Source organism: Enterobacter cloacae complex sp. 397G4 (assembly GCF_050031515.1).
GTDB lineage: Bacteria > Pseudomonadota > Gammaproteobacteria > Enterobacterales > Enterobacteriaceae > Enterobacter > Enterobacter hormaechei_C.
On the sequence record NZ_JBLGWE010000001.1, the window covers coordinates 820,805 to 846,259 of the forward strand.

The window sequence follows — 25,455 nt, forward strand, 5'->3', positions numbered from 1 at the left end:
CCAACCGTACGAAATGTTATAAATTATCGGACATCGTAAAACTGTTACATTAATATGTCTATTAAATCGTAAATTTGTAATAATAGACATGAGTTGTCCGATATTCGATTTAAGGTACATTTTTATGCGACTTTTTGGTTACGCTCGGGTCTCAACCAGTCAGCAGTCTCTTGATCTTCAGGTCAGAGCACTCAAAGACGCAGGTGTGAAAGCAAACCGTATATTTACCGATAAGGCATCCGGCAGTTCAACAGACCGGGAAGGGCTGGATTTGCTGAGGATGAAGGTGGAGGAAGGTGATGTCATTCTGGTTAAGAAGCTCGACCGTCTTGGCCGCGACACTGCCGATATGATCCAACTGATAAAGGAATTTGACGCTCAGGGCGTGGCAGTCCGGTTCATTGATGACGGGATCAGTACCGACGGTGATATGGGGCAAATGGTGGTCACCATCCTGTCGGCTGTGGCACAGGCTGAACGCCGGAGGATCCTAGAACGCACGAATGAGGGCCGACAGGAAGCAAAGCTGAAAGGAATCAAATTTGGCCGCAGGCGTACCGTGGACAGGAACGTCGTGCTGACGCTTCATCAGAAGGGCACTGGTGCAACGGAAATTGCTCATCAGCTCAGTATTGCCCGCTCCACGGTTTATAAAATTCTTGAAGACGAAAGGGCCTCGTGATACGCCTATTTTTATAGGTTAATGTCATGATAATAATGGTTTCTTAGACGTCAGGTGGCACTTTTCGGGGAAATGTGCGCGGAACCCCTATTTGTTTATTTTTCTAAATACATTCAAATATGTATCCGCTCATGAGACAATAACCCTGGTAAATGCTTCAATAATATTGAAAAAGGAAGAGTATGAGTATTCAACATTTTCGTGTCGCCCTTATTCCCTTTTTTGCGGCATTTTGCCTTCCTGTTTTTGCTCACCCAGAAACGCTGGTGAAAGTAAAAGATGCTGAAGATCAGTTGGGTGCACGAGTGGGTTACATCGAACTGGATCTCAACAGCGGTAAGATCCTTGAGAGTTTTCGCCCCGAAGAACGTTTTCCAATGATGAGCACTTTTAAAGTTCTGCTATGTGGTGCGGTATTATCCCGTGTTGACGCCGGGCAAGAGCAACTCGGTCGCCGCATACACTATTCTCAGAATGACTTGGTTGAGTACTCACCAGTCACAGAAAAGCATCTTACGGATGGCATGACAGTAAGAGAATTATGCAGTGCTGCCATAACCATGAGTGATAACACTGCTGCCAACTTACTTCTGACAACGATCGGAGGACCGAAGGAGCTAACCGCTTTTTTGCACAACATGGGGGATCATGTAACTCGCCTTGATCGTTGGGAACCGGAGCTGAATGAAGCCATACCAAACGACGAGCGTGACACCACGATGCCTGCAGCAATGGCAACAACGTTGCGCAAACTATTAACTGGCGAACTACTTACTCTAGCTTCCCGGCAACAATTAATAGACTGGATGGAGGCGGATAAAGTTGCAGGACCACTTCTGCGCTCGGCCCTTCCGGCTGGCTGGTTTATTGCTGATAAATCTGGAGCCGGTGAGCGTGGGTCTCGCGGTATCATTGCAGCACTGGGGCCAGATGGTAAGCCCTCCCGTATCGTAGTTATCTACACGACGGGGAGTCAGGCAACTATGGATGAACGAAATAGACAGATCGCTGAGATAGGTGCCTCACTGATTAAGCATTGGTAACTGTCAGACCAAGTTTACTCATATATACTTTAGATTGATTTAAAACTTCATTTTTAATTTAAAAGGATCTAGGTGAAGATCCTTTTTGATAATCTCATGACCAAAATCCCTTAACGTGAGTTTTCGTTCCACTGAGCGTCAGACCCCTAAAAGAACTTTCCGCTAAGCGATAGACTGTATGTAAACACAGTATTGCAAGGACGCGGAACATGCCTCATGTGGCGGCCAGGACGGCCAGCCGGGATCGGGATACTGGTCGTTACCAGAGCCACCGACCCGAGCAAACCCTTCTCTATCAGATCGTTGACGAGTATTACCCGGCATTCGCTGCGCTTATGGCAGAGCAGGGAAAGGAATTGCCGGGCTATGTGCAACGGGAATTTGAAGAATTTCTCCAATGCGGGCGGCTGGAGCATGGCTTTCTACGGGTTCGCTGCGAGTCTTGCCACGCCGAGCACCTGGTCGCTTTCAGCTGTAAGCGTCGCGGTTTCTGCCCGAGCTGTGGGGCGCGGCGGATGGCCGAAAGTGCCGCCTTGCTGGTTGATGAAGTACTGCCTGAACAACCCATGCGTCAGTGGGTGTTGAGCTTCCCGTTTCAGCTGCGTTTCCTGTTTGGGGTCGTTTGCGGGAAGGGGCGGAATCCTACGCTAAGGCTTTGGCCAGCGATATTCTCCGGTGAGATTGATGTGTTCCCAGGGGATAGGAGAAGTCGCTTGATATCTAGTATGACGTCTGTCGCACCTGCTTGATCGCGGCCGCGATAGCTAGATCGCGTTGCTCCTCTTCTCCATCCGCGTTCCAAGCTGCGGAAAGGCACCCATAAGCGTACGCCTGGTCGAGCAGGCGACGCGGATCGACGTCCAGCGCACGAGAGAATGCGTCCGCCATCTGTGCAATGCGTCTAGGATCGAGACAAAGGTCGTCTCTGTCAGCCGGATCGTAGAACATATTGGCGGCGCCAAAGCCCACTTCACCGACCAGACCGACGGGATCTATCACCAGCCAGCCGCGACTGGAGAACATGATGTTTTCATGATGCAGATCGCCATGTAGCCCACGCAGTTCCGAGGCATTGCTCATCATTTGATCGGCTATAATCGCCGCGTGGACGTAGTCAGTTTGACAACCTGCGTTTTGATCATCGCGCGCCCGCTGAAACAAAGCTGCAAAGCGATCCCGGATCGGGAGAAGGGCAGAAGGCAGGGGTTCCTCAGATGCGGCATACAGCTTCGCCATTAGTTCCGCTGCAATTTCGGTCGCCTGGTAGTCGCCGTGCTCGGCAACGATGTGAGAGAGCATTCGCTCCCCGGCATATTCGAGCAACATCAGATTGTTCTCACGACCGAGCAACCGGACTGCTCCCCTCCCATTGCGCCATACCAGATAGTCGGCCCCGCGCAGTTCATCAGCAATGTCTTCTATAGGTTTCAATCCCTTGACGATTGCAGGAGTCCCGTCTGGCAATGAAACTTTCCAAACGAGGCTGGAAAAGGTGTCCGCAATGAGAACAGGTTGCGAAACGTGCCAATGAGCAGGAAAAACAGGCGGCATGAACATCAACCCCAAGTCAGAGGGTCCAATCGCAGATAGAAGGCAAGGCGTTCGCGGTCGGGGGCTTCGATCCCCAATACATTGAATAGGACAGCGAAGGCGCGCTCTGCTTCATCTGGCGCTGCCCAGTTCTCTTCGGCGTTAGCAATCATGAGTGCCAAATCGGCATAGCGATCTGCTGTTCCGAGCCGCCCAAGGTCGATCAGACCCGTGCATTGAAGAGTTTTAGGGTCCACCATGAAGTTCGGCATGCAGGGATCACCATGGCAAACAACCATATCGGTGCGCTCTTGGTCGAGCCGCACCGGTAGCTCTCGTTCGACACGAGCCAAAAGATCGAGCTGCGGCGTACTCTTGTCCTCGTCCGGTAAGAAGTCGGGATTGACGGCATTGCGGGACACCACATCAACGGCGCGTCCGAACATTCGCGACAGCCTGCGCTCAAACGGACATTGATCAACCGATAGGCTGTGAACAGCGCCAAGTTGCTGCCCCATTGACGGCCACGCTTTGAGCAAATCCGCTCCAGACAGATCAGCCGCCGGTACTCCCGGAATTGCCGTTATCACCAAGCATGCACCCTCCTGTTCCTCCTGCCAGTTGATGACCTCGGGGCAAGCCACACCTCGACCTTTGAGCCAAATGAGGCGGTCACGCTCTCCAGCGAGCTCACCGCGGCGGGAAGCAGGTGCGATTTTCGCGAAGGCATGCCCGTCACCACGTCGAAAAACAAAATCACCAGATTCTCCGCCTCTGACAGGCAACCAGTCAGAATGCGATTCACCAAAAAAAATATTAGTTCGATTCAATGGAGGTTCCTTCAGTTTTCTGATGAAGCGCGAATATAGAGAAATATCCCGAATGTGCAGTTAACGAATTCTTGCGGTTTCTTTCAGCGCCGCCAATACCGCCAGCCCGTCGCGCAAGGGGCGCGGCTCGTGTGTGCGGATGAAGTCAGCTCCACCTGCGGCGGCGGCAAGCTCTGCAGCGAGTGTCGCGGCCCCGACATCCCCCGGACCACGGCCTGTGAGCGCGCGCAGAAAGGATTTGCGCGAAACAGACAGAAGCACCGGCAAATCGAAGCGCAGCCGCAATTCATCGAACCGCGCCAGCACCGAGAGCGAGGTTTCGGGAGCAGCCCCCAGAAAAAACCCCATGCCGGGATCAAGGACAAGGCGGTTGCGTTTGATACCGGCACCCGTCAGCGCCGCGATGCGCGCGTCAAAGAACGCCGCAATGTGATCCATGATGTCGCCAGCGGGTGCCTCGCGCCGATCTGCCTGCCCGTCTTGCACCGAATGCATAACGACGAGTTTGGCAGATGATTTCGCCAATTGCGGATAGAACGCAGCGTCTGGAAAACCGCGAATATCATTGAGATAGGCCACACCACGCGACAAGGCATAGGCTTGCGTCGCGGGTTGATAACTGTCGAGCGAGACGGGAATGCCATCTGCCTTGAGCGCGTCCAGCACCGGCGCGATACGCGCGATTTCTGTGTCGGACGAAACAGGCGCGGCGTCGGGATTGCTGGATGCCGGACCGAGGTCGATCACATCTGCCCCCTCGGCCATCAGCTTACGCGCCTGCGCAATGGCTGCGTCTGGCGCCAGATACCGGCCTCCATCGGAGAAACTGTCCGAGGTTATGTTGACGATGCCGAAAATGATGAGCGATTTATTCATGGGGGCTTCTATAATAATAATAATCGAGCATGAGTCTCATACGGATGCTCGGGTCGAAAGGGAATCCCCAGGCGAGTAACCTGTTTGCGGTGCTCCATTAGCTGCAGGAGCAGAATAGCATACATCTGGAAGCAAAGCCAGGAAAGCGGCCTATGGAGCTGTGCGGCAGCGCTCAGTAGGCAATTTTTCAAAATATTGTTAAGCCTTTTCTGAGCATGGTATTTTTCATGGTATTACCAATTAGCAGGAAAATAAGCCATTGAATATAAAAGATAAAAATGTCTTGTTTACAATAGAGTGGGTATCGGAGACGAAGAAGGACAAGGTACATGCTGACCGATACCAAGCTGCGCAATCTCAAGCCCAGGGACAAACTCTACAAAGTGAATGACCGGGAAGGTCTCTATGTGGGGGTCGCCTCAGAAAACGGAATCTATGGTCACTCCCGTTTTTGCAACACCGATTTTGACGACAAGTTGGCTTGCTTGAATCTATCCGGCGTCTGAATGGGATTTTATTCCCGCGCCTCGATGAGTTCCGCGCCTGATGAACCTCCAGAAAATATACGGCTTCAATGAGCCTTTCCGTTTTACAGGTTCCTCAACAGGCCGGTGGGCCGTTAGTATCATCAATATCAGTATTCGCAAAACCAGATGAATGATTGTTTAAACTGGTGTATTTCTGCCTTTATGCTTCGTAAGTTTGCTGTCGCGCCGTCAGTGCCCAGGCTATTCTGGCCAGCTTGTTTGCCAGAGCACAGGTGACGACAAAGTTGCTTTTCCGACACAACAACTCCCTGACCCAGTCGGCCAACTTGCCAGACTGGTGTTCCAGTTTTTGTATGAATACCCTGGCACACTGAACCAACAAAGTTCGGATCTTTTTGTTGCCCCGCTTGCTAATCCCTAACAATGTCGTCCGACCTCCCGTGCTGTACTGTCGGGGTACCAGCCCTGTTGCCGCCGCAAAGTCACGGCTGCTGGCGTACTGCTTCCCGTCGCCAATCTCAGTTGAAATAGTACTGGCAGTCAGCGTTCCAACGCAGGGAATACTCAGCAAGCGCTGTCCAACCTCATCTTCGTCCAACTTTCGTTTCAACTGAGATTCCAGATCTTTAATCTGCTCAACAAGATAGTGATAATGCTGTTGTAATTTCAGCAGTAACTGGCTGAGATAAAGAGGCAAACTACTGTCCTCAAGAAGGGTACTCAGTCGACTAATAACGGCAGCACCTCGCGGAACGCTGATACCAAATTCCAGCAGAAAAGCATGCATCTGATTAGTTGTTTTCACCTTATCCTGAACCAGGGATTCACGGACACGATGCAGAGCTGGCATTGCCTGCTGAGATTCGGTTCTGGGCTGCACGAAACGCATAGATGGACGTGATGCTGCTTCACAGATAGCTTCAGCATCAACGAAGTCATTTTTGTTGCTTTTAACGAATGGGCGGACAAATTGCGGTGATATCAGCTTTGGAAAATGCCCTAACTCTTCCAGCTTGCGTGCCATAAAGTGAGAACCGCCACAGGCTTCCATCGCGATGGTTGTTGCCGGGCATGTCGCCAGAAATTCGATTAGCTTTGGTCGGGTGAATTTTTTACGGTAAACGGCCTTCCCACGATGATCCTGACAATGAATATGGAAAGAGTTCTTACCCAGATCGATACCAATAAGCGCAATGTTTTCCATGATGGTTCTCCGAATGAAAGCCTGTCCTCAGCATAGTACTGGGAAGGAGGGAGTGACCATCTCATTAAATAAAGCACGCTAAGCCGGTTGCAGCGGTCGTAGCGGCCTGAACTTGCCCGCGCCGATCTTGGCGCTGCTGCGCCAGAGGTAATCGCCGGTGAGGTTGATGTGCTCCCAACCGAGCGGCGACAGGTACTGCAACAGCGCGTCATCAACGGCATGGCCGTTGCCACGCAGCGCGTGCGCAGCCCGTTCCAGATAGACCGTGTTCCACAACACGACGGCAGCCGTTACCAGATTGAGGCCGCTAGCCCGGTAGCGCTGCTGCTCGAAACTGCGGTCGCGGATTTCACCCAGGCGGTTGAAAAACACTGCCCTGGCCAGCGCATTGCGCGCCTCGCCCTTGTTCAGGCCGGCATGCACGCGGCGGCGCAGTTCCACGCTTTGCAGCCAGTCCAGGATGAACAGCGTGCGCTCGATGCGGCCCAGCTCGCGGAGCGCCACGGCCAGGCCGTTCTGGCGTGGGTAGCTGCCGAGCTTTCGGAGCATCAGGGAGGCCGTCACCGTGCCCTGCTTGATCGAGGTGGCCAGCCGCAGGATTTCGTCCCAATGGGCGCGGACGTGCTTGATGTTGAGCGTGCCGCCGATCATGGGTTTCAGCGCGTCATAGGCGGCGTCGCCCTTCGGGATGTAGAGCTTGGTGTCGCCCAGGTCGCGGATGCGCGGCGCGAAGCGGAAGCCCAGGAGGTGCATCAGGGCGAAGACGTGATCGGTGAAGCCCGCCGTGTCGGTGTAATGCTCCTCGATCCGCAAGTCGGACTCGTGGTACAGCAGGCCGTCGAGCACGTAGGTCGAATCGCGCACGCCGACGTTCACGACCTTGGTGTGAAATGGCGCGTACTGGTCAGAAATGTGGGTGTAGAACGTCCGCCCTGGGCTGCTCCCGTATTTCGGGTTGATGTGGCCGGTGCTCTCGGCCTTGCTGCCGGTGCGGAAGTTCTGGCCGTCCGACGATGAGGTGGTGCCGTCGCCCCAGTGCTCGGCGAAGGGATGGCGGAACTGTGCGTTGACCAGATCGGCCAGCGCCGCCCCGTAGGTTTCGTCGCGGATGTGCCAGGCTTGCAGCCAAGCCAGCTTGGCGTAGGTCGTGCCGGGGCAAGACTCCGCCATCTTGGTCAGGCCCAGGTTGATCGCGTCGGCGAGGATCGTGGTCAGCAACAGGTTCTTGTCTTTGGCCGGGTCGCCCGATTTCAGATGCGCGAAATGCCGAGTGAAGCCCGTCCATTCGTCCACCTCCAGCAGCAGTTCGGTGATCTTGACGTGCGGCAGGATCATTGCCGTCTGGTCGATCAGCGCTTGGGCGGTGTCGGGTACCGCCGCGTCGAGCGGCGTGATCTTCAAGCCTGACTCGGTGATGATGGCGTCCGGCAGCTCGTTGGCCGTCGCCATACGGTTGACGGTGGCAAGCTGTGTTTCCAGCAGCGTCAGCCGGTCGTTCAGGTACCGGTTGCAGTCGGTGGCCACGGCCAGCGGCAATTCGCTGGCCTGCTTGAGGCTGGCGAATTTCGCGGGCGGCACCAGGTAGTCCTCGAAGTCCTTGAACTGGCGCGACCCCTGCACCCAGATGTCGCCGGAACGCAACGCGTTCTTCATCTCCGACAGCGCGCACAGTTCGTAGTAGCGCCGGTCGATGCCGGTGTCGGTCATGACCAGCTTCTGCCAGCGCGGCTTGATGAACTCGGTCGGCGCGTCGGCGGGCACCTTGCGGGCGTTGTCGCTGTTCATGCCGCGCAGCACCTCGATGGCGTCGAGCACGTCCTTCGCGGCGGGAGCGGCCCGCAGCTGGCACTGTTGCAAAGTTAGCGATGAGGCAGCCTTTTGTCTTATTCAAAGGCCTTACATTTCAAAAACTCTGCTTACCAGGCGCATTTCGCCCAGGGGATCACCATAATAAAATGCTGAGGCCTGGCCTTTGCGTAGTGCACGCATCACCTCAATACCTTTGATGGTGGCGTAAGCCGTCTTCATGGATTTAAATCCCAGCGTGGCGCCGATTATCCGTTTCAGTTTGCCATGATCGCATTCAATCACGTTGTTCCGGTACTTAATCTGTCGGTGTTCAACGTCAGACGGGCACCGGCCTTCGCGTTTGAGCAGAGCAAGCGCGCGACCATAGGCGGGCGCTTTATCCGTGTTGATGAATCGCGGGATCTGCCACTTCTTCACGTTGTTGAGGATTTTACCCAGAAACCGGTATGCAGCTTTGCTGTTACGACGGGAGGAGAGATAAAAATCGACAGTGCGGCCCCGGCTGTCGACGGCCCGGTACAGATACGCCCAGCGGCCATTGACCTTCACGTAGGTTTCATCCATGTGCCACGGGCAAAGATCGGAAGGGTTACGCCAGTACCAGCGCAGCCGTTTTTCCATTTCAGGCGCATAACGCTGAACCCAGCGGTAAATCGTGGAGTGATCGACATTCACTCCGCGTTCAGCCAGCATCTCCTGCAGCTCACGGTAACTGATGCCGTATTTGCAGTACCAGCGTACGGCCCACAGAATGATGTCACGCTGAAAATGCCGGCCTTTGAATGGGTTCATGTGCAGCTCCATCAGCAAAAGGGGATGATAAGTTTATCACCACCGACTATTTGCAACAGTGCCCGCTGCCCTACCTCTCACTAGTGAGGGGCGGCAGCGCATCAAGCGGTGAGCGCACTCCGGCACCGCCAACTTTCAGCACATGCGTGTAAATCATCGTCGTAGAGACGTCGGAATGGCCGAGCAGATCCTGCACGGTTCGAATGTCGTAACCGCTGCGGAGCAAGGCCGTCGCGAACGAGTGGCGGAGGGTGTGCGGTGTGGCGGGCTTCGTGATGCCTGCTTGTTCTACGGCACGTTTGAAGGCGCGCTGAAAGGTCTGGTCATACATGTGATGGCGACGCACGACACCGCTCCGTGGATCGGTCGAATGCGTGTGCTGCGCAAAAACCCAGAACCACGGCCAGGAATGCCCGGCGCGCGGATACTTCCGCTCAAGGGCGTCGGGAAGCGCAACGCCGCTGCGGCCCTCGGCCTGGTCCTTCAGCCACCATGCCCGTGCACGCGACAGCTGCTCGCGCAGGCTGGGTGCCAAGCTCTCGGGTAACATCAAGGCCCGATCCTTGGAGCCCTTGCCCTCCCGCACGATGATCGTGCCGTGATCGAAATCCAGATCCTTGACCCGCAGTTGCAAACCCTCACTGATCCGCATGCCCGTTCCATACAGAAGCTGGGCGAACAAACGATGCTCGCCTTCCAGAAAACCGAGGATGCGAACCACTTCATCCGGGGTCAGCACCACCGGCAAGCGCCGCGACGGCCGAGGTCTTCCGATCTCCTGAAGCCAGGGCAGATCCGTGCACAGCACCTTGCCGTAGAAGAACAGCAAGGCCGCCAATGCCTGACGATGCGTGGAGACCGAAACCTTGCGCTCGTTCGCCAGCCAGGACAGAAATGCCTCGACTTCGCTGCTGCCCAAGGTTGCCGGGTGACGCACACCGTGGAAACGGATGAAGGCACGAACCCAGTGGACATAAGCCTGTTCGGTTGGTAAGCTGTAATGCAAGTAGCGTATGCGCTCACGCAACTGGTCCAGAACCTTGACCGAACGCAGCGGTGGTAACGGCGCAGTGGCGGTTTTCATGGCTTGTTATGACTGTTTTTTTGTACAGTCTATGCCTCGGGCATCCAAGCAGCAAGCGCGTTACGCCGTGGGTCGATGTTTGATGTTATGGAGCAGCAACGATGTTACGCAGCAGGGCAGTCGCCCTAAAACAAAGTTAAACATCATGAGGGAAGCGATGATCGCCGAAGTATCGACTCAACTATCAGAGGTAGTTGGCGTCATCGAGCGCCATCTCGAACCGACGTTGCTGGCCGTACATTTGTACGGCTCCGCAGTGGATGGCGGCCTGAAGCCACACAGTGATATTGATTTGCTGGTTACGGTGACCGTAAGGCTTGATGAAACAACGCGGCGAGCTTTGATCAACGACCTTTTGGAAACTTCGGCTTCCCCTGGAGAGAGCGAGATTCTCCGCGCTGTAGAAGTCACCATTGTTGTGCACGACGACATCATTCCGTGGCGTTATCCAGCTAAGCGCGAACTGCAATTTGGAGAATGGCAGCGCAATGACATTCTTGCAGGTATCTTCGAGCCAGCCACGATCGACATTGATCTGGCTATCTTGCTGACAAAAGCAAGAGAACATAGCGTTGCCTTGGTAGGTCCAGCGGCGGAGGAACTCTTTGATCCGGTTCCTGAACAGGATCTATTTGAGGCGCTAAATGAAACCTTAACGCTATGGAACTCGCCGCCCGACTGGGCTGGCGATGAGCGAAATGTAGTGCTTACGTTGTCCCGCATTTGGTACAGCGCAGTAACCGGCAAAATCGCGCCGAAGGATGTCGCTGCCGACTGGGCAATGGAGCGCCTGCCGGCCCAGTATCAGCCCGTCATACTTGAAGCTAGACAGGCTTATCTTGGACAAGAAGAAGATCGCTTGGCCTCGCGCGCAGATCAGTTGGAAGAATTTGTTCACTACGTGAAAGGCGAGATCACCAAGGTAGTCGGCAAATAATGTCTAACAATTCGTTCAAGCCGACGCCGCTTCGCGGCGCGGCTTAACTCAAGCGTTAGATGCACTAAGCACATAATTGCTCACAGCCAAACTATCAGGTCAAGTCTGCTTTTATTATTTTTAAGCGGGTAATGACTCCAACTTATTGATAGTGTTTTATGTTCAGATAATGCCCGATGACTTTGTCATGCAGCTCCACCGATTTTGAGAACGACAGCGACTTCCGTCCCAGCCGTGCCAGGTGCTGCCTCAGATTCAGGTTATGCCGCTCAATTCGCTGCGTATATCGCTTGCTGATTACGTGCAGCTTTCCCTTCAGGCGGGATTCATACAGCGGCCAGCCATCCGTCATCCATATCACCACGTCAAAGGGTGACAGCAGGCTCATAAGACGCCCCAGCGTCGCCATCGTGCGTTCACCGAATACGTGCGCAACAACCGTCTTCCGGAGCCTGTCATACGCGTAAAACAGCCAGCGCTGGCGCGATTTAGCCCCGACGTATCCCCACTGTTCGTCCATTTCCGCGCAGACGATGACGTCACTGCCCGGCTGTATGCGCGAGGTTACCGACTGCGGCCTGAGTTTTTTAAATGGCGGAAAATCGTGTTGAGGCCAACGCCCATAATGCGGGCGGTTGCCCGGCATCCAACGCCATTCATGGCCATATCAATGATTTTCTGGTGCGTACCGGGTTGAGAAGCGGTGTAAGTGAACTGCAGTTGCCATGTTTTACGGCAGTGAGAGCAGAGATAGCGCTGATGTCCGGCAGTGCTTTTGCCGTTACGCACCACCCCGTCAGTAGCTGAACAGGAGGGACAGCTGATAGAAACAGAAGCCACTGGAGCACCTCAAAAACACCATCATACACTAAATCAGTAAGTTGGCAGCATCACCCGACGCACTTTGCGCCGAATAAATACCTGTGACGGAAGATCACTTCGCAGAATAAATAAATCCTGGTGTCCCTGTTGATACCGGGAAGCCCTGGGCCAACTTTTGGCGAAAATGAGACGTTGATCGGCACGTAAGAGGTTCCAACTTTCACCATAATGAAATAAGATCACTACCGGGCGTATTTTTTGAGTTATCGAGATTTTCAGGAGCTAAGGAAGCTAAAATGGAGAAAAAAATCACTGGATATACCACCGTTGATATATCCCAATGGCATCGTAAAGAACATTTTGAGGCATTTCAGTCAGTTGCTCAATGTACCTATAACCAGACCGTTCAGCTGGATATTACGGCCTTTTTAAAGACCGTAAAGAAAAATAAGCACAAGTTTTATCCGGCCTTTATTCACATTCTTGCCCGCCTGATGAATGCTCATCCGGAATTCCGTATGGCAATGAAAGACGGTGAGCTGGTGATATGGGATAGTGTTCACCCTTGTTACACCGTTTTCCATGAGCAAACTGAAACGTTTTCATCGCTCTGGAGTGAATACCACGACGATTTCCGGCAGTTTCTACACATATATTCGCAAGATGTGGCGTGTTACGGTGAAAACCTGGCCTATTTCCCTAAAGGGTTTATTGAGAATATGTTTTTCGTCTCAGCCAATCCCTGGGTGAGTTTCACCAGTTTTGATTTAAACGTGGCCAATATGGACAACTTCTTCGCCCCCGTTTTCACCATGGGCAAATATTATACGCAAGGCGACAAGGTGCTGATGCCGCTGGCGATTCAGGTTCATCATGCCGTTTGTGATGGCTTCCATGTCGGCAGAATGCTTAATGAATTACAACAGTACTGCGATGAGTGGCAGGGCGGGGTGATGCTGCCAACTTACTGATTTAGTGTATGATGGTGTTTTTGAGGTGCTCCAGTGGCTTCTGTTTCTATCAGCTGTCCCTCCTGTTCAGCTACTGACGGGGTGGTGCGTAACGGCAAAAGCACTGCCGGACATCAGCGCTATCTCTGCTCTCACTGCCGTAAAACATGGCAACTGCAGTTCACTTACACCGCTTCTCAACCCGGTACGCACCAGAAAATCATTGATATGGCCATGAATGGCGTTGGATGCCGGGCAACCGCCCGCATTATGGGCGTTGGCCTCAACACGATTTTCCGCCATTTAAAAAACTCAGGCCGCAGTCGGTAACCTCGCGCATACAGCCGGGCAGTGACGTCATCGTCTGCGCGGAAATGGACGAACAGTGGGGATACGTCGGGGCTAAATCGCGCCAGCGCTGGCTGTTTTACGCGTATGACAGGCTCCGGAAGACGGTTGTTGCGCACGTATTCGGTGAACGCACGATGGCGACGCTGGGGCGTCTTATGAGCCTGCTGTCACCCTTTGACGTGGTGATATGGATGACGGATGGCTGGCCGCTGTATGAATCCCGCCTGAAGGGAAAGCTGCACGTAATCAGCAAGCGATATACGCAGCGAATTGAGCGGCATAACCTGAATCTGAGGCAGCACCTGGCACGGCTGGGACGGAAGTCGCTGTCGTTCTCAAAATCGGTGGAGCTGCATGACAAAGTCATCGGGCATTATCTGAACATAAAACACTATCAATAAGTTGGAGTCATTACCCCTTTTGCGGCGCATTTATTGCGGGAAATAATTCCCGGATAAAAATTAGGATTTATCTCTAAGATTCGTAGCCGGCTATTTTTCTGAATCCGTTTTGGCGTTAAAAAGCGCAATTATAATTTTTAACGGGCATTCTTTTGTATTGTTTTGTTACAAACAGCCGCCAGCCGATGAATATTCAGCCATTTTTTACTGTCCCCTTCAGCCCTCAATGTACACGAACGAATCCATATTGCCTTGCGCTTAATCTGGTGCTGTTATCCCCCGGCGATATGCCTTAAAATGCTGCCCGCGTCGCAAACTGACACTTTATATTTCCCTGCGATGATATTGAGTGAGTCTTAACGCTCGTGTGCATATTCGGTTTTTTTCTTACAAATATCCATAACGTTAATTTTGCCTCGCCAGTTGTGTAGTTATTAGCCAGGTCACTCTTGCTCTGTAAATACGGTGCTTTCGCGCCAGTATAGAGAGAGTCCTGGCTTGACAAGCTTTTCCCTCGCTCCGTAAACTCCTTCAGGTGGGAATTTGTGGGTTAAAGTGGTGAGGAGGGGTGAGGCTGGCATGTTCCGTGGAGCAACGTTAGTCAATCTCGACAGCAAAGGGCGTTTATCGGTACCAACCCGATACCGCGACCAGCTGATTGAGAACGCTTCGGGTCAACTGGTTTGCACCATTGACATCAACTCCCCCTGCCTGCTGCTTTACCCTTTGCCTGAATGGGAAATCATTGAGCAAAAGCTGTCGCGACTGTCGAGCATGAACCCGCAAGAACGCCGCGTGCAGCGGTTGTTATTGGGACATGCCAGTGAATGTCAGATGGATAGCGCCGGGCGATTATTGATTGCGCCTGTGTTGCGGCAACATGCCGGTCTGACTAAAGAAGTGATGCTGGTCGGGCAGTTCAACAAGTTTGAACTGTGGGACGAAACGACCTGGTATCAACAGGTCAAGGAAGATATCGACGCTGAGCAGTCTGATTCCGCAACATTATCGGAACGGCTGCGGGACTTGTCTCTATAAATATGATGGAAAATTATAAACATACAACGGTGCTGCTGGATGAGGCCGTTAACGGCCTGAATATTCGTCCAGACGGCATCTATATTGATGGCACTTTTGGTCGCGGTGGTCACTCGCGTTTGATCCTCTCCCAGCTTGGAGCGGAAGGACGCCTGCTGGCAATTGACCGCGATCCGCAGGCGATTGCCGTTGCGCAAACCATCGATGATCCTCGCTTTTCCATCGTGCATGGACCTTTCTCTGCGCTTGCGGATTATGTCGCTGAGCGCGGCCTGACCGGCAAGATCGACGGGATTCTCCTCGATCTTGGCGTCTCTTCACCACAGCTTGATGATGCAGAACGCGGCTTCTCCTTTATGCGTGATGGGCCGCTGGATATGCGTATGGACCCCACTCGCGGCCAGTCTGCCGCTGAATGGTTACAAACTGCTGACGAAGCGGATATTGCCTGGGTAATTAAAACCTTCGGTGAAGAACGCTTTGGCAAACGTATTGCGCGCGCCATCGTGGAGCGCAACCGCGTTGAGCCAATGACCCGTACCAAAGAGCTGGCAGAAGTCATCGCGGCGGCAACGCCGGTGAAGGACAAGCACAAACATCCTGCGACCCGTACCTTCCAGGCGGTTCGTATCTGGGTAAACAGTGAACTGGAGGAAATAGAGCTGGCGCTAAAAAGCTCGCTCGACGTGCTGGCCCCGGGTGGGCGGTTATCCATCATCAGCTTCCATTCGCTGGAAGATCGCATCGTAAAACGCTTTATGCGTGAACAGAGCCGCGGTCCGCAGGTTCCAGCTGGGTTGCCGATGACGGAAGAACAACTCAGAAAGCTGGGAGGCCGTCAGTTGCGAGCATTAGGCAAGTTGATGCCGGGCGAAGAAGAGGTGGCAGAGAATCCACGTGCCCGTAGTTCAGTGCTGCGTATTGCAGAGAGGACGAACGCATGATCAGCAGAGTGACAGAGACCCTAAGCAAAGTTAAGGGATCGTTAGGAAGCAACGAGCGCCATGCCTTGCCTGGCGTGATCGGCGACGATCTTTTGCGGTTTGGGAAGCTGCCACTCTGCTTGTTCATTTGCATCATTGTGACGGCAGTCATGGTGGTCACCACCGCTCACCATACCCGTTTATTAACTGCGCAGCGCGAACAGATGGTACTGGAACGCGATGCGCTGGATATTGAATGGCGAAATCTGATCCTTGAAGAAAACGCGCTCGGCGATCACAGCCGGGTTGAACGGATCGCAACGGAAAAACTGCAATTACAGCATGTTGATCCTTCGCAGGAAAATATCGTAGTACAAAAATAAGGGAAAACGCGACGCATGAAAGCAGCGGCAAAAACGCTAAAACCAAAACGCCAGGAAGAACAGGCCAACTTTGTCAGTTGGCGTTTTGCGTTGCTTTGCGGCTGCATTTTACTGGCGCTGGGTTTCCTGCTGGGACGCGTGGCGTGGCTACAAATCATCGCGCCTGACATGCTGGTACGTCAGGGTGATATGCGTTCTCTGCGCGTGCAGGAAGTTTCTACCTCTCGTGGGATGATCACCGATCGTTCCGGCCGTCCGCTGGCGGTGAGCGTGCCGGTGAAGGCGATCTGGGCCGATCCGAAAGAGTTACACGATGCAGGCGGGATCACCCTTGATAACCGCTGGAAGGCGCTGTCAGACGCGTTGAAAATGCCGCTGGATCAGCTGGCGTCGCGCGTTAACGCCAACCCGAAAGGGCGCTTTATCTATCTTGCCCGTCAGGTGAACCCTGACATGGCTGACTACATTAAGAAACTGAAGCTGCCGGGCATTCATCTGCGGGAAGAATCCCGCCGTTACTATCCTTCGGGCGAAGTCACCGCGCACCTGATTGGCTTTACCAACGTGGATAGCCAGGGGATTGAGGGCGTTGAAAAAAGCTTCGACAAGTGGCTTACCGGCCAGCCTGGCGAGCGAATCGTGCGTAAAGACCGCTATGGTCGCGTCATTGAAGACATTTCCTCGACAGACAGCCAGGCCGCGCACAACCTGGCCCTGAGTATTGATGAACGCTTGCAGGCGCTGGTCTATCGTGAGCTGAACAACGCCGTCGCGTTTAACAAGGCGGAATCGGGCAGCGCCGTGCTGGTGGATGTGGCGACAGGTGAAGTGCTGGCGATGGCCAGTAGCCCCTCATACAACCCGAATAATTTTGCCGGTACAGCAAAAGATGCAATGCGTAACCGCTCCATCACCGATGTGTTTGAACCCGGCTCAACCGTAAAACCTATGGTGGTGATGACGGCTCTACAGCGAGGCATCGTCAACGAAAATACCGTTCTGAATACGATTCCTTATCGAATTAACGGTCACGAAATCAAAGACGTGGCACGTTACAGCGAACTGACCCTCACCGGGGTCTTACAGAAGTCGAGTAACGTCGGTGTGTCAAAACTGGCGTTAGCGATGCCGTCCTCAGCGTTAGTAGATACTTACTCACGTTTTGGGCTGGGAAAGGCGACCAATTTGGGGTTGGTCGGAGAACGCAGTGGCTTATATCCTCAAAAACAACGGTGGTCTGACATAGAGAGGGCCACCTTCTCTTTCGGCTACGGGCTAATGGTAACTCCCTTACAGTTAGCGCGAGTCTACGCAACGATTGGCAGCTATGGCATTTATCGTCCGCTGTCGATCACCAAAGTTGATCCACCGGTTCCGGGGGAACGTGTTTTCCCGGAATCTATCGTTCGTACCGTCGTGCATATGATGGAAAGCGTCGCGTTACCTGGCGGTGGCGGCGTGAAGGCCGCAATTAAGGGCTATCGTATCGCCATTAAAACCGGTACAGCGAAAAAAGTGGGGCCGGACGGCCGCTATATCAACAAATACATTGCCTATACCGCAGGCGTAGCGCCTGCAAGCAATCCGCGTTTTGCGCTGGTGGTCGTCATCAACGATCCGCAGGCGGGTAAATACTACGGCGGCGCCGTCTCCGCGCCTGTGTTCGGGGCTATTATGGGCGGCGTGTTGCGCACCATGAACATTGAACCGGATGCGCTGGCGACGGGCGAAAAAAGTGAATTTGTAATTAATCAAGGCGAGGGAACAGGTGGCAGATCGTAATTTGCGCGACCTTCTTGCTCCGTGGGTGCCTATGCTACCTGCGCGAGCACTGCGAGAGATGGTACTGGACAGCCGCGTAGCGGCTTCTGGCGATCTTTTTGTGGCAGTGGTGGGTCATCAGGCGGACGGGCGTCGTTATATCCCGCAGGCGATTGCGCAAGGTGTTGCTGCCATTATTGCTGAGGCCAAAGATGAGGCAACAGACGGTGAGATCCGTGAAATGCACGGCGTGCCGGTCATCTATCTCAGCCAGCTTAATGAGCGTCTCTCCGCGCTGGCAGGACGTTTTTACAACGAACCTTCCGACCAGTTAAAGCTGGTTGGCGTGACAGGAACCAACGGAAAAACCACCACCACTCAGCTGATGGCGCAGTGGGCACAGCTGCTGGGCGAAGCCGGTGCCGTCATGGGCACGGTGGGGAACGGTCTTCTGGGCAAAGTAAGCCCGACGGAAAACACTACAGGCTCGGCGGTTGACGTGCAGCGTGTGCTGGCGGGCCTCGCTGAGCAGGGGGCGACCTTCGCTGCGATGGAAGTCTCTTCCCATGGTCTGGTACAACATCGCGTGGCGGCCCTGAAATTTGCTGCCTCTGTCTTTACTAACCTGAGCCGCGATCACCTTGATTATCATGGTGATATGGAGCACTACGAAGCGGCGAAATGGCTGCTTTATTCCACTCACCACCACGGGCAGGCGATCATTAACGCCGACGACGAAGTCGGTCGCCGCTGGCTGGAAAAACTGCCGGATGCGGTGGCGGTGTCGATGGAAGATCGCATTAATCCGAACTGCCGCGGCCGCTGGCTGAAGGCGGTCGAGGTGAACTACCACGATAGTGGGGCGACGATCCGCTTCGCTTCCACCTGGGGCGAAGGTGAAATTGAAAGCCGCCTGATGGGGGCCTTTAACGTCAGTAACCTGCTGCTGGCGCTGGCGACGCTGCTGGCGCTGGGCTACCCGATGGCGGATCTGCTGAAAACGTCTGAGCGTTTGCAACCGGTCTGTGGCCGCATGGAAGTGTTCAGCGCGCCGGGCAAGCCGACGGTGGTCGTGGATTACGCACACACGCCGGATGCGCTGGAAAAAGCGCTGGAAGCGGCGCGTCTGCACTGCGCAGGCAAGCTCTGGTGCGTGTTTGGCTGCGGTGGCGATCGCGACAAGGGCAAACGTCCGCTGATGGGCGCCATAGCTGAGCAGTTCGCAGATATTCCCGTGGTAACCGATGACAACCCGCGTACCGAAGAGCCGCGGGCCATTATCAATGACATTCTGGCGGGCATGCTGGACGCGGGTCGTGCGCGCGTGGTCGAAGGCCGTGCGGAGGCCGTGACTAACGCCATTATGCAGGCGCAGGAGAACGATGTGGTTCTGCTGGCCGGTAAAGGTCATGAAGATTATCAGATCGTCGGCAATCGTCGTCTGGATTACTCCGACCGCGTGACGGCAGCGCGTCTGCTGGGAGTGGTGGCATGATTAGCATTACGTTAAGCCAGGCCGCTGCGGTATTGCAGGGGATGCTGCATGGTCAGGATCTAACCATTGAGGCTGTGACCACCGACACCCGTAAGGTGACGGCGGGCTGCCTGTTTGTGGCGCTGAAGGGCGAGCGTTTTGACGCCCACGATTTTGCGCAACAGGCTAAAGATAACGGCGCGGGCGCGCTGCTGGTCAGCCGTAAGCTCGATATCGATTTGCCGCAGATTGTGGTGAAAGATACGCGCCTGGCGTTTGGCGAGCTGGCGGCATGGGTTCGCCAGCAGGTGCCAACACGCGTCGTGGCGCTGACGGGCTCGTCGGGCAAAACCTCCGTTAAAGAGATGACGGCGGCGATCCTTAGCCAGTGCGGTAACACGCTTTATACGGCGGGCAACCTTAATAATGACATCGGTGTACCGATGACGCTGCTGCGCCTGACCCACGAGCATGAATATGCGGTGATTGAGTTAGGGGCTAACCATCAGGGCGAAATCGCCTGGACCGTGAGCCTGACGCGTCCGGAAGCGGCGCTGGTGAATAACCTGGCGGCGGCACATCTTGAAGGTTTTGGTTCGCTGGCCGGTGTGGCGAAAGCGAAAGGTGAAATTTATACCGGCCTGCCGGATGACGGCATCGCCATTATGAACGCCGATAACAACGACTGGCTGAACTGGCAGAGCATCATTGGTTCACGCAAAACCTGGCGCTTCTCACCGAATGCGGCAAACAGTGATTTTTCGGCGACCAACATTCATGTGACGTCACACGGCACCGAGTTCACCCTCACGACCCCAACGGGCGACATCGAGGTGCTGCTGCCCCTGCCCGGTCGTCATAACATCGCCAATGCGCTTGCTGCGGCAGCGCTCTCAATGGCGGTAGGTGCCTCACACGCGGCGATCAAAGCAGGTCTGGCAAATTTAAAAGCCGTGCCGGGGCGTCTTTTCCCGATCCAGCTGGCTGAAAACAAACTTCTGCTGGATGACTCCTACAACGCTAACGTCGGCTCCATGACGGCGGCCGTGCAGGTCTTGTCTGAGATGCCGGGCTATCGCGTGATGGTTGTGGGCGATATGGCCGAGCTGGGTGATGAAAGCGAAGCCTGCCATGTTCAGGTGGGTGAAGCGGCGAAAGCCGCCGGGCTTGACCGCGTATTGAGCGCAGGCTCGCTGAGCAAGGCCATTTCCGATGCCAGTGAAGTTGGCGAACATTTTGCCGATAAATCTGCACTGATCGAACGCCTGAAGGCATTGATTACAGAAAAACAGATTGTGACTGTTTTAGTTAAAGGTTCACGTAGTGCCGCCATGGAAGAGGTTGTGCACGCATTACAGGAGAACGGGACATGTTAGTTTGGCTGGCCGAACATTTGGTCAAATATTACTCAGGCTTTAACGTCTTTTCCTATCTGACGTTTCGCGCCATCGTCAGCCTGCTGACTGCGCTGTTCATCTCGCTGTGGATGGGCCCGCGCATGATTGCCCGTCTGCAAAAACTCTCTTTCGGCCAGGTTGTACGCAACGATGGTCCGGAATCGCACTTCAGCAAGCGCGGTACGCCGACCATGGGCGGGATCATGATCCTGACCGCGATTGTGGTGTCCGTTCTGCTGTGGGCCTATCCGTCTAACCCCTACGTCTGGTGCGTGCTGACCGTGCTGGTTGGCTATGGGATCATCGGTTTTGTTGATGACTACCGCAAAGTCGTGCGCAAAGACACCAAAGGTTTGATCGCCCGCTGGAAGTATTTCTGGATGTCGGTGATTGCGCTGGGCGTGGCCTTCGCGCTTTATCTGGCAGGAAAAGACACCCCGGCCACCGAGCTGGTGGTGCCGTTCTTCAAAGACGTGATGCCGCAATTGGGGCTGTTCTACATTCTGCTGGCTTACTTTGTGATCGTCGGCACCGGCAATGCCGTCAACCTGACCGATGGTCTGGACGGCCTGGCCATCATGCCAACCGTGTTTGTCGCGGGCGGTTTCGCGCTGGTGGCGTGGGCGACCGGTAACATGAACTTTGCAAACTACCTGCACATCCCGTACCTGCGACATGCGGGTGAGCTGGTGATCGTCTGTACGGCGATTGTCGGGGCGGGGCTGGGCTTCCTGTGGTTTAACACCTATCCGGCGCAGGTCTTTATGGGCGACGTCGGTTCACTGGCGCTGGGCGGCGCGCTGGGCATTATCGCCGTGCTGCTGCGTCAGGAGTTCCTGCTGGTGATCATGGGCGGTGTGTTTGTGGTTGAGACGCTGTCGGTGATTTTGCAGGTCGGTTCCTTCAAGCTGCGCGGTCAGCGCATCTTCCGTATGGCACCGATTCACCACCACTATGAACTGAAAGGCTGGCCGGAGCCGCGCGTCATTGTGCGCTTCTGGATTATTTCGCTGATGCTGGTGCTGATTGGCCTGGCAACGCTGAAGGTACGTTAATCATGGCAGATTACCAGGGCAAAAAAGTCGTTATCATCGGGTTAGGCCTCACCGGCCTCTCCTGCGTGGACTTTTTCCTTGCGCGTGGCGTGACGCCGCGCGTGATGGATACGCGCGTCTCTCCGTCGGGTCTGGACAAGCTGCCGGAGCAGGTTGAACGCCACCTGGGTGGTCTGAATGATGAGTGGCTGCTGGCCGCCGATCTGATTGTTGCCAGCCCCGGTATGGCGCTGGCGCATCCTTCCCTGAGCGCCGCCGCGGATGCGGGCGTTGAGATTGTCGGCGATATCGAACTGTTCTGCCGGGAGGCGCAGGCCCCGATCGTCGCCATTACCGGTTCAAACGGTAAAAGCACCGTCACCACGCTGGTGGGGGAAATGGCGAAGGCGGCGGGCAAAAATGTCGGCGTGGGCGGTAACATTGGTCTGCCCGCTCTGATGCTGCTTGATAAAGGGTGTGAGCTGTTCGTCCTTGAGCTTTCCAGCTTCCAGCTGGAAACCACTTCAAGCCTGCATGCGGCGGCGGCGACGATCCTAAACGTCACCGAAGATCATATGGACAGATACCCGTTCGGCTTGCAGCAGTACCGTGCGGCCAAACTGCGCGTTTATGAAAATGCCAAAGTTTGCGTAGTGAATGCCGATGATGCACTCACCATGCCGGTGCGCGGCGCAGACGAACGCTGCATTAGCTTCGGTATTAACATGGGTGACTATCACCTTAATCGTCAGCAGGGCGAAACCTGGCTACGCGTGAAAGGTGAGAAAGTGCTGAACGTGAAAGAGATGATGCTCTCCGGCCAGCATAACTACACCAATGCTCTGGCGGCGCTGGCGCTGGCGGATGCCGTTGGCCTGCCGCGATCTTCAAGCCTGAAGGCGCTCACCACCTTTACCGGCCTGGCGCACCGCTTCCAGCTGGCGCTGGAGCACAACGGCGTACGCTGGATTAATGATTCCAAAGCGACCAACGTGGGTAGCACCGAGGCGGCACTGAACGGTTTGCACGTTGATGGCACGCTATACCTGCTGCTGGGCGGCGACGGTAAATCGGCTGACTTCTCCTCGCTAAAGCAGTACCTCAACGGTGATAACGTGCGCCTGTATTGCTTTGGCCGCGATGGCAGCGAGCTGGCAGCGTTGCGTCCTGAAGTCGCCAAGCAAACCGAGACCATGGAGCAGGCGATGCGCCTCATCGCCCCACGCGTGAAGCCCGGCGATATGGTACTGCTCTCACCAGCCTGTGCCAGCCTCGATCAATTCAAGAGTTTCGAACAGCGGGGTGATGTCTTTACCCGCCTGGCGAAGGAGTTAGGCTGATGCGTTTATCTCTCCCTCGCCTGAAAATGCCGCGCCTGCCAGGATTTGGTATCCTGGTATGGCTGTTTACGGCGCTGAAAGGCTGGGTGATGGCTTCCCGGGATAAAGATTCCGACAGCCTGATCATGTACGACCGCACGCTGTTCTGGCTCACGCTGGGGCTGGCGGCGATCGGCTTTATTATGGTCACCTCGGCGTCAATGCCTGTCGGACAGCGTCTGGCAAACGACCCGTTCCTGTTTGCCAAGCGTGACGGGCTGTACATCATTCTCGCGTTCTGCCTGGCAATGATCACCTTACGCCTGCCGATGTCGTTCTGGCAGCGGCACAGTACAGCCATGCTCATCGCCTCAATCATCATGCTGTTGATCGTTCTGGTTGTCGGGAGCTCCGTTAACGGGGCATCACGCTGGATTGCCTTTGGGCCACTGCGTATTCAGCCCGCGGAGTTCACCAAACTGTCGTTGTTCTGCTACCTGGCTAACTACCTGGTGCGTAAAGTTGACGAAGTTCGTAACAACCTTCGTGGCTTCTTAAAACCGATGGGCGTGATTCTGGTCCTCGCGATCCTGCTGCTGGCGCAGCCCGACCTCGGTACGGTAGTCGTACTGTTTGTCACTACGCTGGCGATGCTGTTCCTGGCGGGCGCAAAACTGTGGCAGTTCATTGCCATCATCGGGATGGGGATTTCGGCGGTGGTGCTGCTGATCCTCGCCGAGCCCTACCGTATCCGCCGTGTGACCTCGTTCTGGAACCCATGGGAAGATCCGTTCGGCAGCGGTTACCAGCTGACGCAGTCGCTGATGGCGTTTGGCCGCGGCGAAGTCTGGGGTCAAGGCCTGGGCAACTCGGTACAAAAACTGGAGTATTTACCGGAGGCGCACACCGACTTCATCTTCTCCATTATTGGGGAAGAACTGGGTTATATCGGTGTGGTATTGGCGCTATTAATGGTATTCTTCGTCGCTTTCCGCGCCATGTCGATTGGCCGGAAAGCGCTGGAGATCGATCACCGCTTCTCCGGTTTCCTGGCCTGCTCAATTGGTATCTGGTTTAGCTTCCAGGCGCTGGTAAACGTTGGGGCGGCAGCGGGTATGCTGCCGACCAAAGGTCTGACGTTGCCGTTGATCAGTTATGGTGGTTCGAGTCTGTTGATCATGTCGACGGCCATCATGTTTTTGTTACGCATAGATTATGAAACGCGTCTGGAGAAAGCCCAGGCGTTTACACGAGGTTCACGATGAATCAACCGAAGCGGTTAATGGTGATGGCAGGCGGTACCGGTGGACACGTGTTCCCGGGACTGGCGGTTGCGCACCATTTAATGGAACAGGGCTGGCAGGTACGCTGGCTGGGAACCGCAGACCGCATGGAAGCCGATCTGGTACCTAAACACGGTATCGAGATCGACTTTATTCGTATTTCTGGCCTTCGTGGCAAAGGGATCAAGGCGCAGCTGCTGGCGCCGGTGCGCATTTTCAATGCCTGGCGTCAGGCGCGCGCCATTATGAAGCGTTTTAAGCCTGACGTCGTTCTGGGCATGGGCGGTTACGTTTCCGGTCCGGGCGGACTGGCGGCGTGGTCACTGGGCATCCCCGTTGTTCTGCATGAGCAGAACGGTATTGCCGGGTTGACCAACAAATGGCTGGCAAAAATCGCCACCAAAGTTATGCAGGCCTTCCCCGGGGCATTCCCGAAAGCGGATGTCGTAGGGAATCCGGTACGTGTGGACGTGCTGGCGCTGCCGCTGCCAGATACGCGTCTGGCGGGTCGCGAAGGGCCGGTGCGCGTGCTGGTCGTCGGCGGTTCCCAGGGCGCACGTATTTTAAACCAGACGATGCCGCAGGTTGCGGCAAAACTGGGTGATGCGGTGACCATCTGGCACCAGAGCGGGAAGGGCGCTCAGCAGACCGTTGAGCAGGCCTACGCGCAGGAAGGTCAGCCGCAGCATAAAGTGACTGAATTTATTGATGATATGGCCGCAGCCTATGCCTGGGCCGATGTTGTGGTCTGTCGCTCGGGCGCGCTGACGGTGAGCGAAATCGCCGCCGCCGGTTTACCGGCGCTGTTTGTGCCGTTCCAGCACAAAGACCGACAGCAGTACTGGAATGCGCTGCCGCTTGAGAAAGCGGGCGCAGCGAAGATTTTTGAGCAGCCACAATTTACCGCTGATGCGGTCGCCACTACCCTGGCGGGCTGGAACCGGGATGTATTACTGGAGATGGCGCAACGCGCACGCGCGACCGCTATCCCGGATGCAACGGAACGGGTGGCAAAAGAAGTGAGCCTGGCAGCCCAGGCATAAT

Annotated in this window: 21 protein-coding genes and 4 pseudogenes; 17 read left to right on the forward strand and 8 right to left on the reverse strand. The window is 55.0% G+C overall.

The features are described 5' to 3' along the window. The first annotated feature begins 124 nt into the window (after positions 1-124). From ACQG1Y_RS03920 to ACQG1Y_RS03930, 3 genes and pseudogenes are all read left to right on the forward strand, one after another. Positions 125-682 (forward strand): recombinase family protein, encoded by a 558-nt coding sequence (locus ACQG1Y_RS03920; RefSeq protein ID WP_001235713.1) that lies wholly within the window; start codon positions 125-127, stop codon positions 680-682. Positions 683-864: 182 nt separating this feature from the next. Beyond that, complete coding sequence (locus ACQG1Y_RS03925) at positions 865-1,725, forward strand: broad-spectrum class A beta-lactamase TEM-1 (protein ID WP_000027057.1); 861 nt, start codon at positions 865-867, stop codon at positions 1,723-1,725. A gap of 209 nt (positions 1,726-1,934) precedes the next feature. Beyond that, a pseudogene (locus tag ACQG1Y_RS03930) lies at positions 1,935-2,339 on the forward strand (IS91 family transposase); the annotation flags it as partial. Positions 2,340-2,445: 106 nt separating this feature from the next. Here ACQG1Y_RS03930 and ACQG1Y_RS03935 read toward each other — a convergent pair. The 3 genes from ACQG1Y_RS03935 to sul2 are packed head-to-tail and all read right to left on the reverse strand — an operon-like array spanning position 2,446 to position 4,961. Then, on the reverse strand, positions 2,446-3,282 hold the full coding sequence (locus ACQG1Y_RS03935; protein ID WP_000480968.1) for an aminoglycoside O-phosphotransferase APH(6)-Id: 837 nt from the start codon (positions 3,280-3,282) through the stop codon (positions 2,446-2,448). Beyond that, positions 3,282-4,085: an aminoglycoside O-phosphotransferase APH(3'')-Ib gene (gene aph(3'')-Ib, locus ACQG1Y_RS03940; protein WP_001082319.1), complete on the reverse strand. Its 804-nt coding sequence runs from the start codon at positions 4,083-4,085 to the stop codon at positions 3,282-3,284. Before aph(3'')-Ib ends, ACQG1Y_RS03935 begins: the two co-directional genes overlap by 1 nt. Before the next feature lie 60 nt (positions 4,086-4,145). Further along, positions 4,146-4,961 carry a sulfonamide-resistant dihydropteroate synthase Sul2 gene (gene sul2 / locus ACQG1Y_RS03945; protein ID WP_001043260.1) on the reverse strand — a complete coding sequence of 272 codons (816 nt, stop codon included), beginning with the start codon at positions 4,959-4,961 and terminating at the stop codon, positions 4,146-4,148. 329 nt (positions 4,962-5,290) lie between these two features. Between sul2 and ACQG1Y_RS03950 the strand changes: the two are divergent. Next, positions 5,291-5,395: pseudogene (locus ACQG1Y_RS03950) on the forward strand (Arm DNA-binding domain-containing protein); the annotation flags it as partial. Between the two features lie 253 nt (positions 5,396-5,648). Here ACQG1Y_RS03950 and ACQG1Y_RS03955 read toward each other — a convergent pair. The 4 genes and pseudogenes from ACQG1Y_RS03955 to intI1 form a co-directional block, all read right to left on the reverse strand. Then, the gene (locus tag ACQG1Y_RS03955) at positions 5,649-6,653 is read right to left on the reverse strand and encodes an IS110-like element IS5075 family transposase (protein ID WP_426736676.1); all 1,005 of its coding nucleotides are present in this window, start codon (positions 6,651-6,653) and stop codon (positions 5,649-5,651) included. Between the two features lie 78 nt (positions 6,654-6,731). Then, positions 6,732-8,498 (reverse strand): annotated as a pseudogene (locus tag ACQG1Y_RS03960) (Tn3 family transposase); the annotation flags it as partial. A 51-nt stretch (positions 8,499-8,549) separates the two neighbouring features. Continuing rightward, positions 8,550-9,254, reverse strand: coding sequence for an IS6-like element IS26 family transposase (locus ACQG1Y_RS03965; RefSeq protein ID WP_001067855.1), 705 nt, complete (start codon positions 9,252-9,254; stop codon positions 8,550-8,552). 70 nt (positions 9,255-9,324) lie between these two features. After that, positions 9,325-10,338, reverse strand: a complete 1,014-nt coding sequence (gene intI1 / locus ACQG1Y_RS03970; RefSeq protein ID WP_000845039.1) for a class 1 integron integrase IntI1 — start codon at positions 10,336-10,338, stop codon at positions 9,325-9,327. A gap of 145 nt (positions 10,339-10,483) precedes the next feature. On the opposite strand from intI1, the pseudogene aadA1 reads away from it, so the two are divergent. After that, positions 10,484-11,322 (forward strand): annotated as a pseudogene (aadA1, locus tag ACQG1Y_RS03975) (ANT(3'')-Ia family aminoglycoside nucleotidyltransferase AadA1). A 95-nt stretch (positions 11,323-11,417) separates the two neighbouring features. Here aadA1 and ACQG1Y_RS03980 read toward each other — a convergent pair. Then, positions 11,418-12,115 (reverse strand): IS1-like element IS1B family transposase gene (locus ACQG1Y_RS03980; protein ID WP_095033700.1). Its coding sequence is split into 2 segments (ribosomal slippage): positions 11,418-11,866 and positions 11,866-12,115, totalling 699 coding nucleotides; the frame shifts between segments, so codons are not numbered across the junction. A gap of 278 nt (positions 12,116-12,393) precedes the next feature. Between ACQG1Y_RS03980 and catA the strand changes: the two genes are divergently transcribed. The 12 genes from catA (at position 12,394) to murG (ending at position 25,454) form a co-directional block, all read left to right on the forward strand. After that, on the forward strand, positions 12,394-13,068 hold the full coding sequence (catA, locus tag ACQG1Y_RS03985) for a type A chloramphenicol O-acetyltransferase (protein ID WP_031942326.1): 675 nt from the start codon (positions 12,394-12,396) through the stop codon (positions 13,066-13,068). A gap of 33 nt (positions 13,069-13,101) precedes the next feature. Continuing rightward, positions 13,102-13,799 (forward strand): IS1-like element IS1B family transposase gene (locus ACQG1Y_RS03990; protein WP_095033700.1). Its coding sequence is split into 2 segments (ribosomal slippage): positions 13,102-13,351 and positions 13,351-13,799, totalling 699 coding nucleotides; the frame shifts between segments, so codons are not numbered across the junction. Between the two features lie 579 nt (positions 13,800-14,378). Then, on the forward strand, positions 14,379-14,837 hold the full coding sequence (gene mraZ / locus ACQG1Y_RS03995; protein WP_006810119.1) for a division/cell wall cluster transcriptional repressor MraZ: 459 nt from the start codon (positions 14,379-14,381) through the stop codon (positions 14,835-14,837). A 2-nt stretch (positions 14,838-14,839) separates the two neighbouring features. Beyond that, positions 14,840-15,781: a 16S rRNA (cytosine(1402)-N(4))-methyltransferase RsmH gene (gene rsmH, locus ACQG1Y_RS04000; RefSeq protein WP_003856366.1), complete on the forward strand. Its 942-nt coding sequence runs from the start codon at positions 14,840-14,842 to the stop codon at positions 15,779-15,781. Beyond that, the gene (gene ftsL / locus ACQG1Y_RS04005) at positions 15,778-16,143 is read left to right on the forward strand and encodes a cell division protein FtsL (protein ID WP_003856363.1); all 366 of its coding nucleotides are present in this window, start codon (positions 15,778-15,780) and stop codon (positions 16,141-16,143) included. The genes rsmH and ftsL overlap by 4 nt, the downstream gene beginning before the upstream one ends. Before the next feature lie 15 nt (positions 16,144-16,158). Then, entirely contained in the window at positions 16,159-17,925 is a 1,767-nt protein-coding gene (ftsI, locus tag ACQG1Y_RS04010) for a peptidoglycan glycosyltransferase FtsI (protein WP_003856361.1), read from the forward strand. Further along, entirely contained in the window at positions 17,912-19,399 is a 1,488-nt protein-coding gene (gene murE / locus ACQG1Y_RS04015; RefSeq protein WP_017694519.1) for a UDP-N-acetylmuramoyl-L-alanyl-D-glutamate--2,6-diaminopimelate ligase, read from the forward strand. The genes ftsI and murE overlap by 14 nt, the downstream gene beginning before the upstream one ends. Continuing rightward, complete coding sequence (gene murF / locus ACQG1Y_RS04020) at positions 19,396-20,754, forward strand: UDP-N-acetylmuramoyl-tripeptide--D-alanyl-D-alanine ligase (RefSeq protein ID WP_368740703.1); 1,359 nt, start codon at positions 19,396-19,398, stop codon at positions 20,752-20,754. Before murE ends, murF begins: the two co-directional genes overlap by 4 nt. Then, a complete protein-coding gene (gene mraY / locus ACQG1Y_RS04025; RefSeq protein ID WP_003856353.1) occupies positions 20,748-21,830 on the forward strand; it encodes a phospho-N-acetylmuramoyl-pentapeptide-transferase in 1,083 nt (360 codons plus the stop codon). Before murF ends, mraY begins: the two co-directional genes overlap by 7 nt. Positions 21,831-21,832: 2 nt before the next feature. Then, entirely contained in the window at positions 21,833-23,149 is a 1,317-nt protein-coding gene (gene murD, locus ACQG1Y_RS04030) for a UDP-N-acetylmuramoyl-L-alanine--D-glutamate ligase (RefSeq protein WP_062938402.1), read from the forward strand. Further along, on the forward strand, positions 23,149-24,393 hold the full coding sequence (gene ftsW / locus ACQG1Y_RS04035; protein WP_006810115.1) for a cell division protein FtsW: 1,245 nt from the start codon (positions 23,149-23,151) through the stop codon (positions 24,391-24,393). The genes murD and ftsW overlap by 1 nt, the downstream gene beginning before the upstream one ends. Further along, a complete protein-coding gene (murG, locus tag ACQG1Y_RS04040; protein ID WP_033486445.1) occupies positions 24,390-25,454 on the forward strand; it encodes an undecaprenyldiphospho-muramoylpentapeptide beta-N-acetylglucosaminyltransferase in 1,065 nt (354 codons plus the stop codon). Before ftsW ends, murG begins: the two co-directional genes overlap by 4 nt. Position 25,455: the final 1 nt, after the last annotated feature.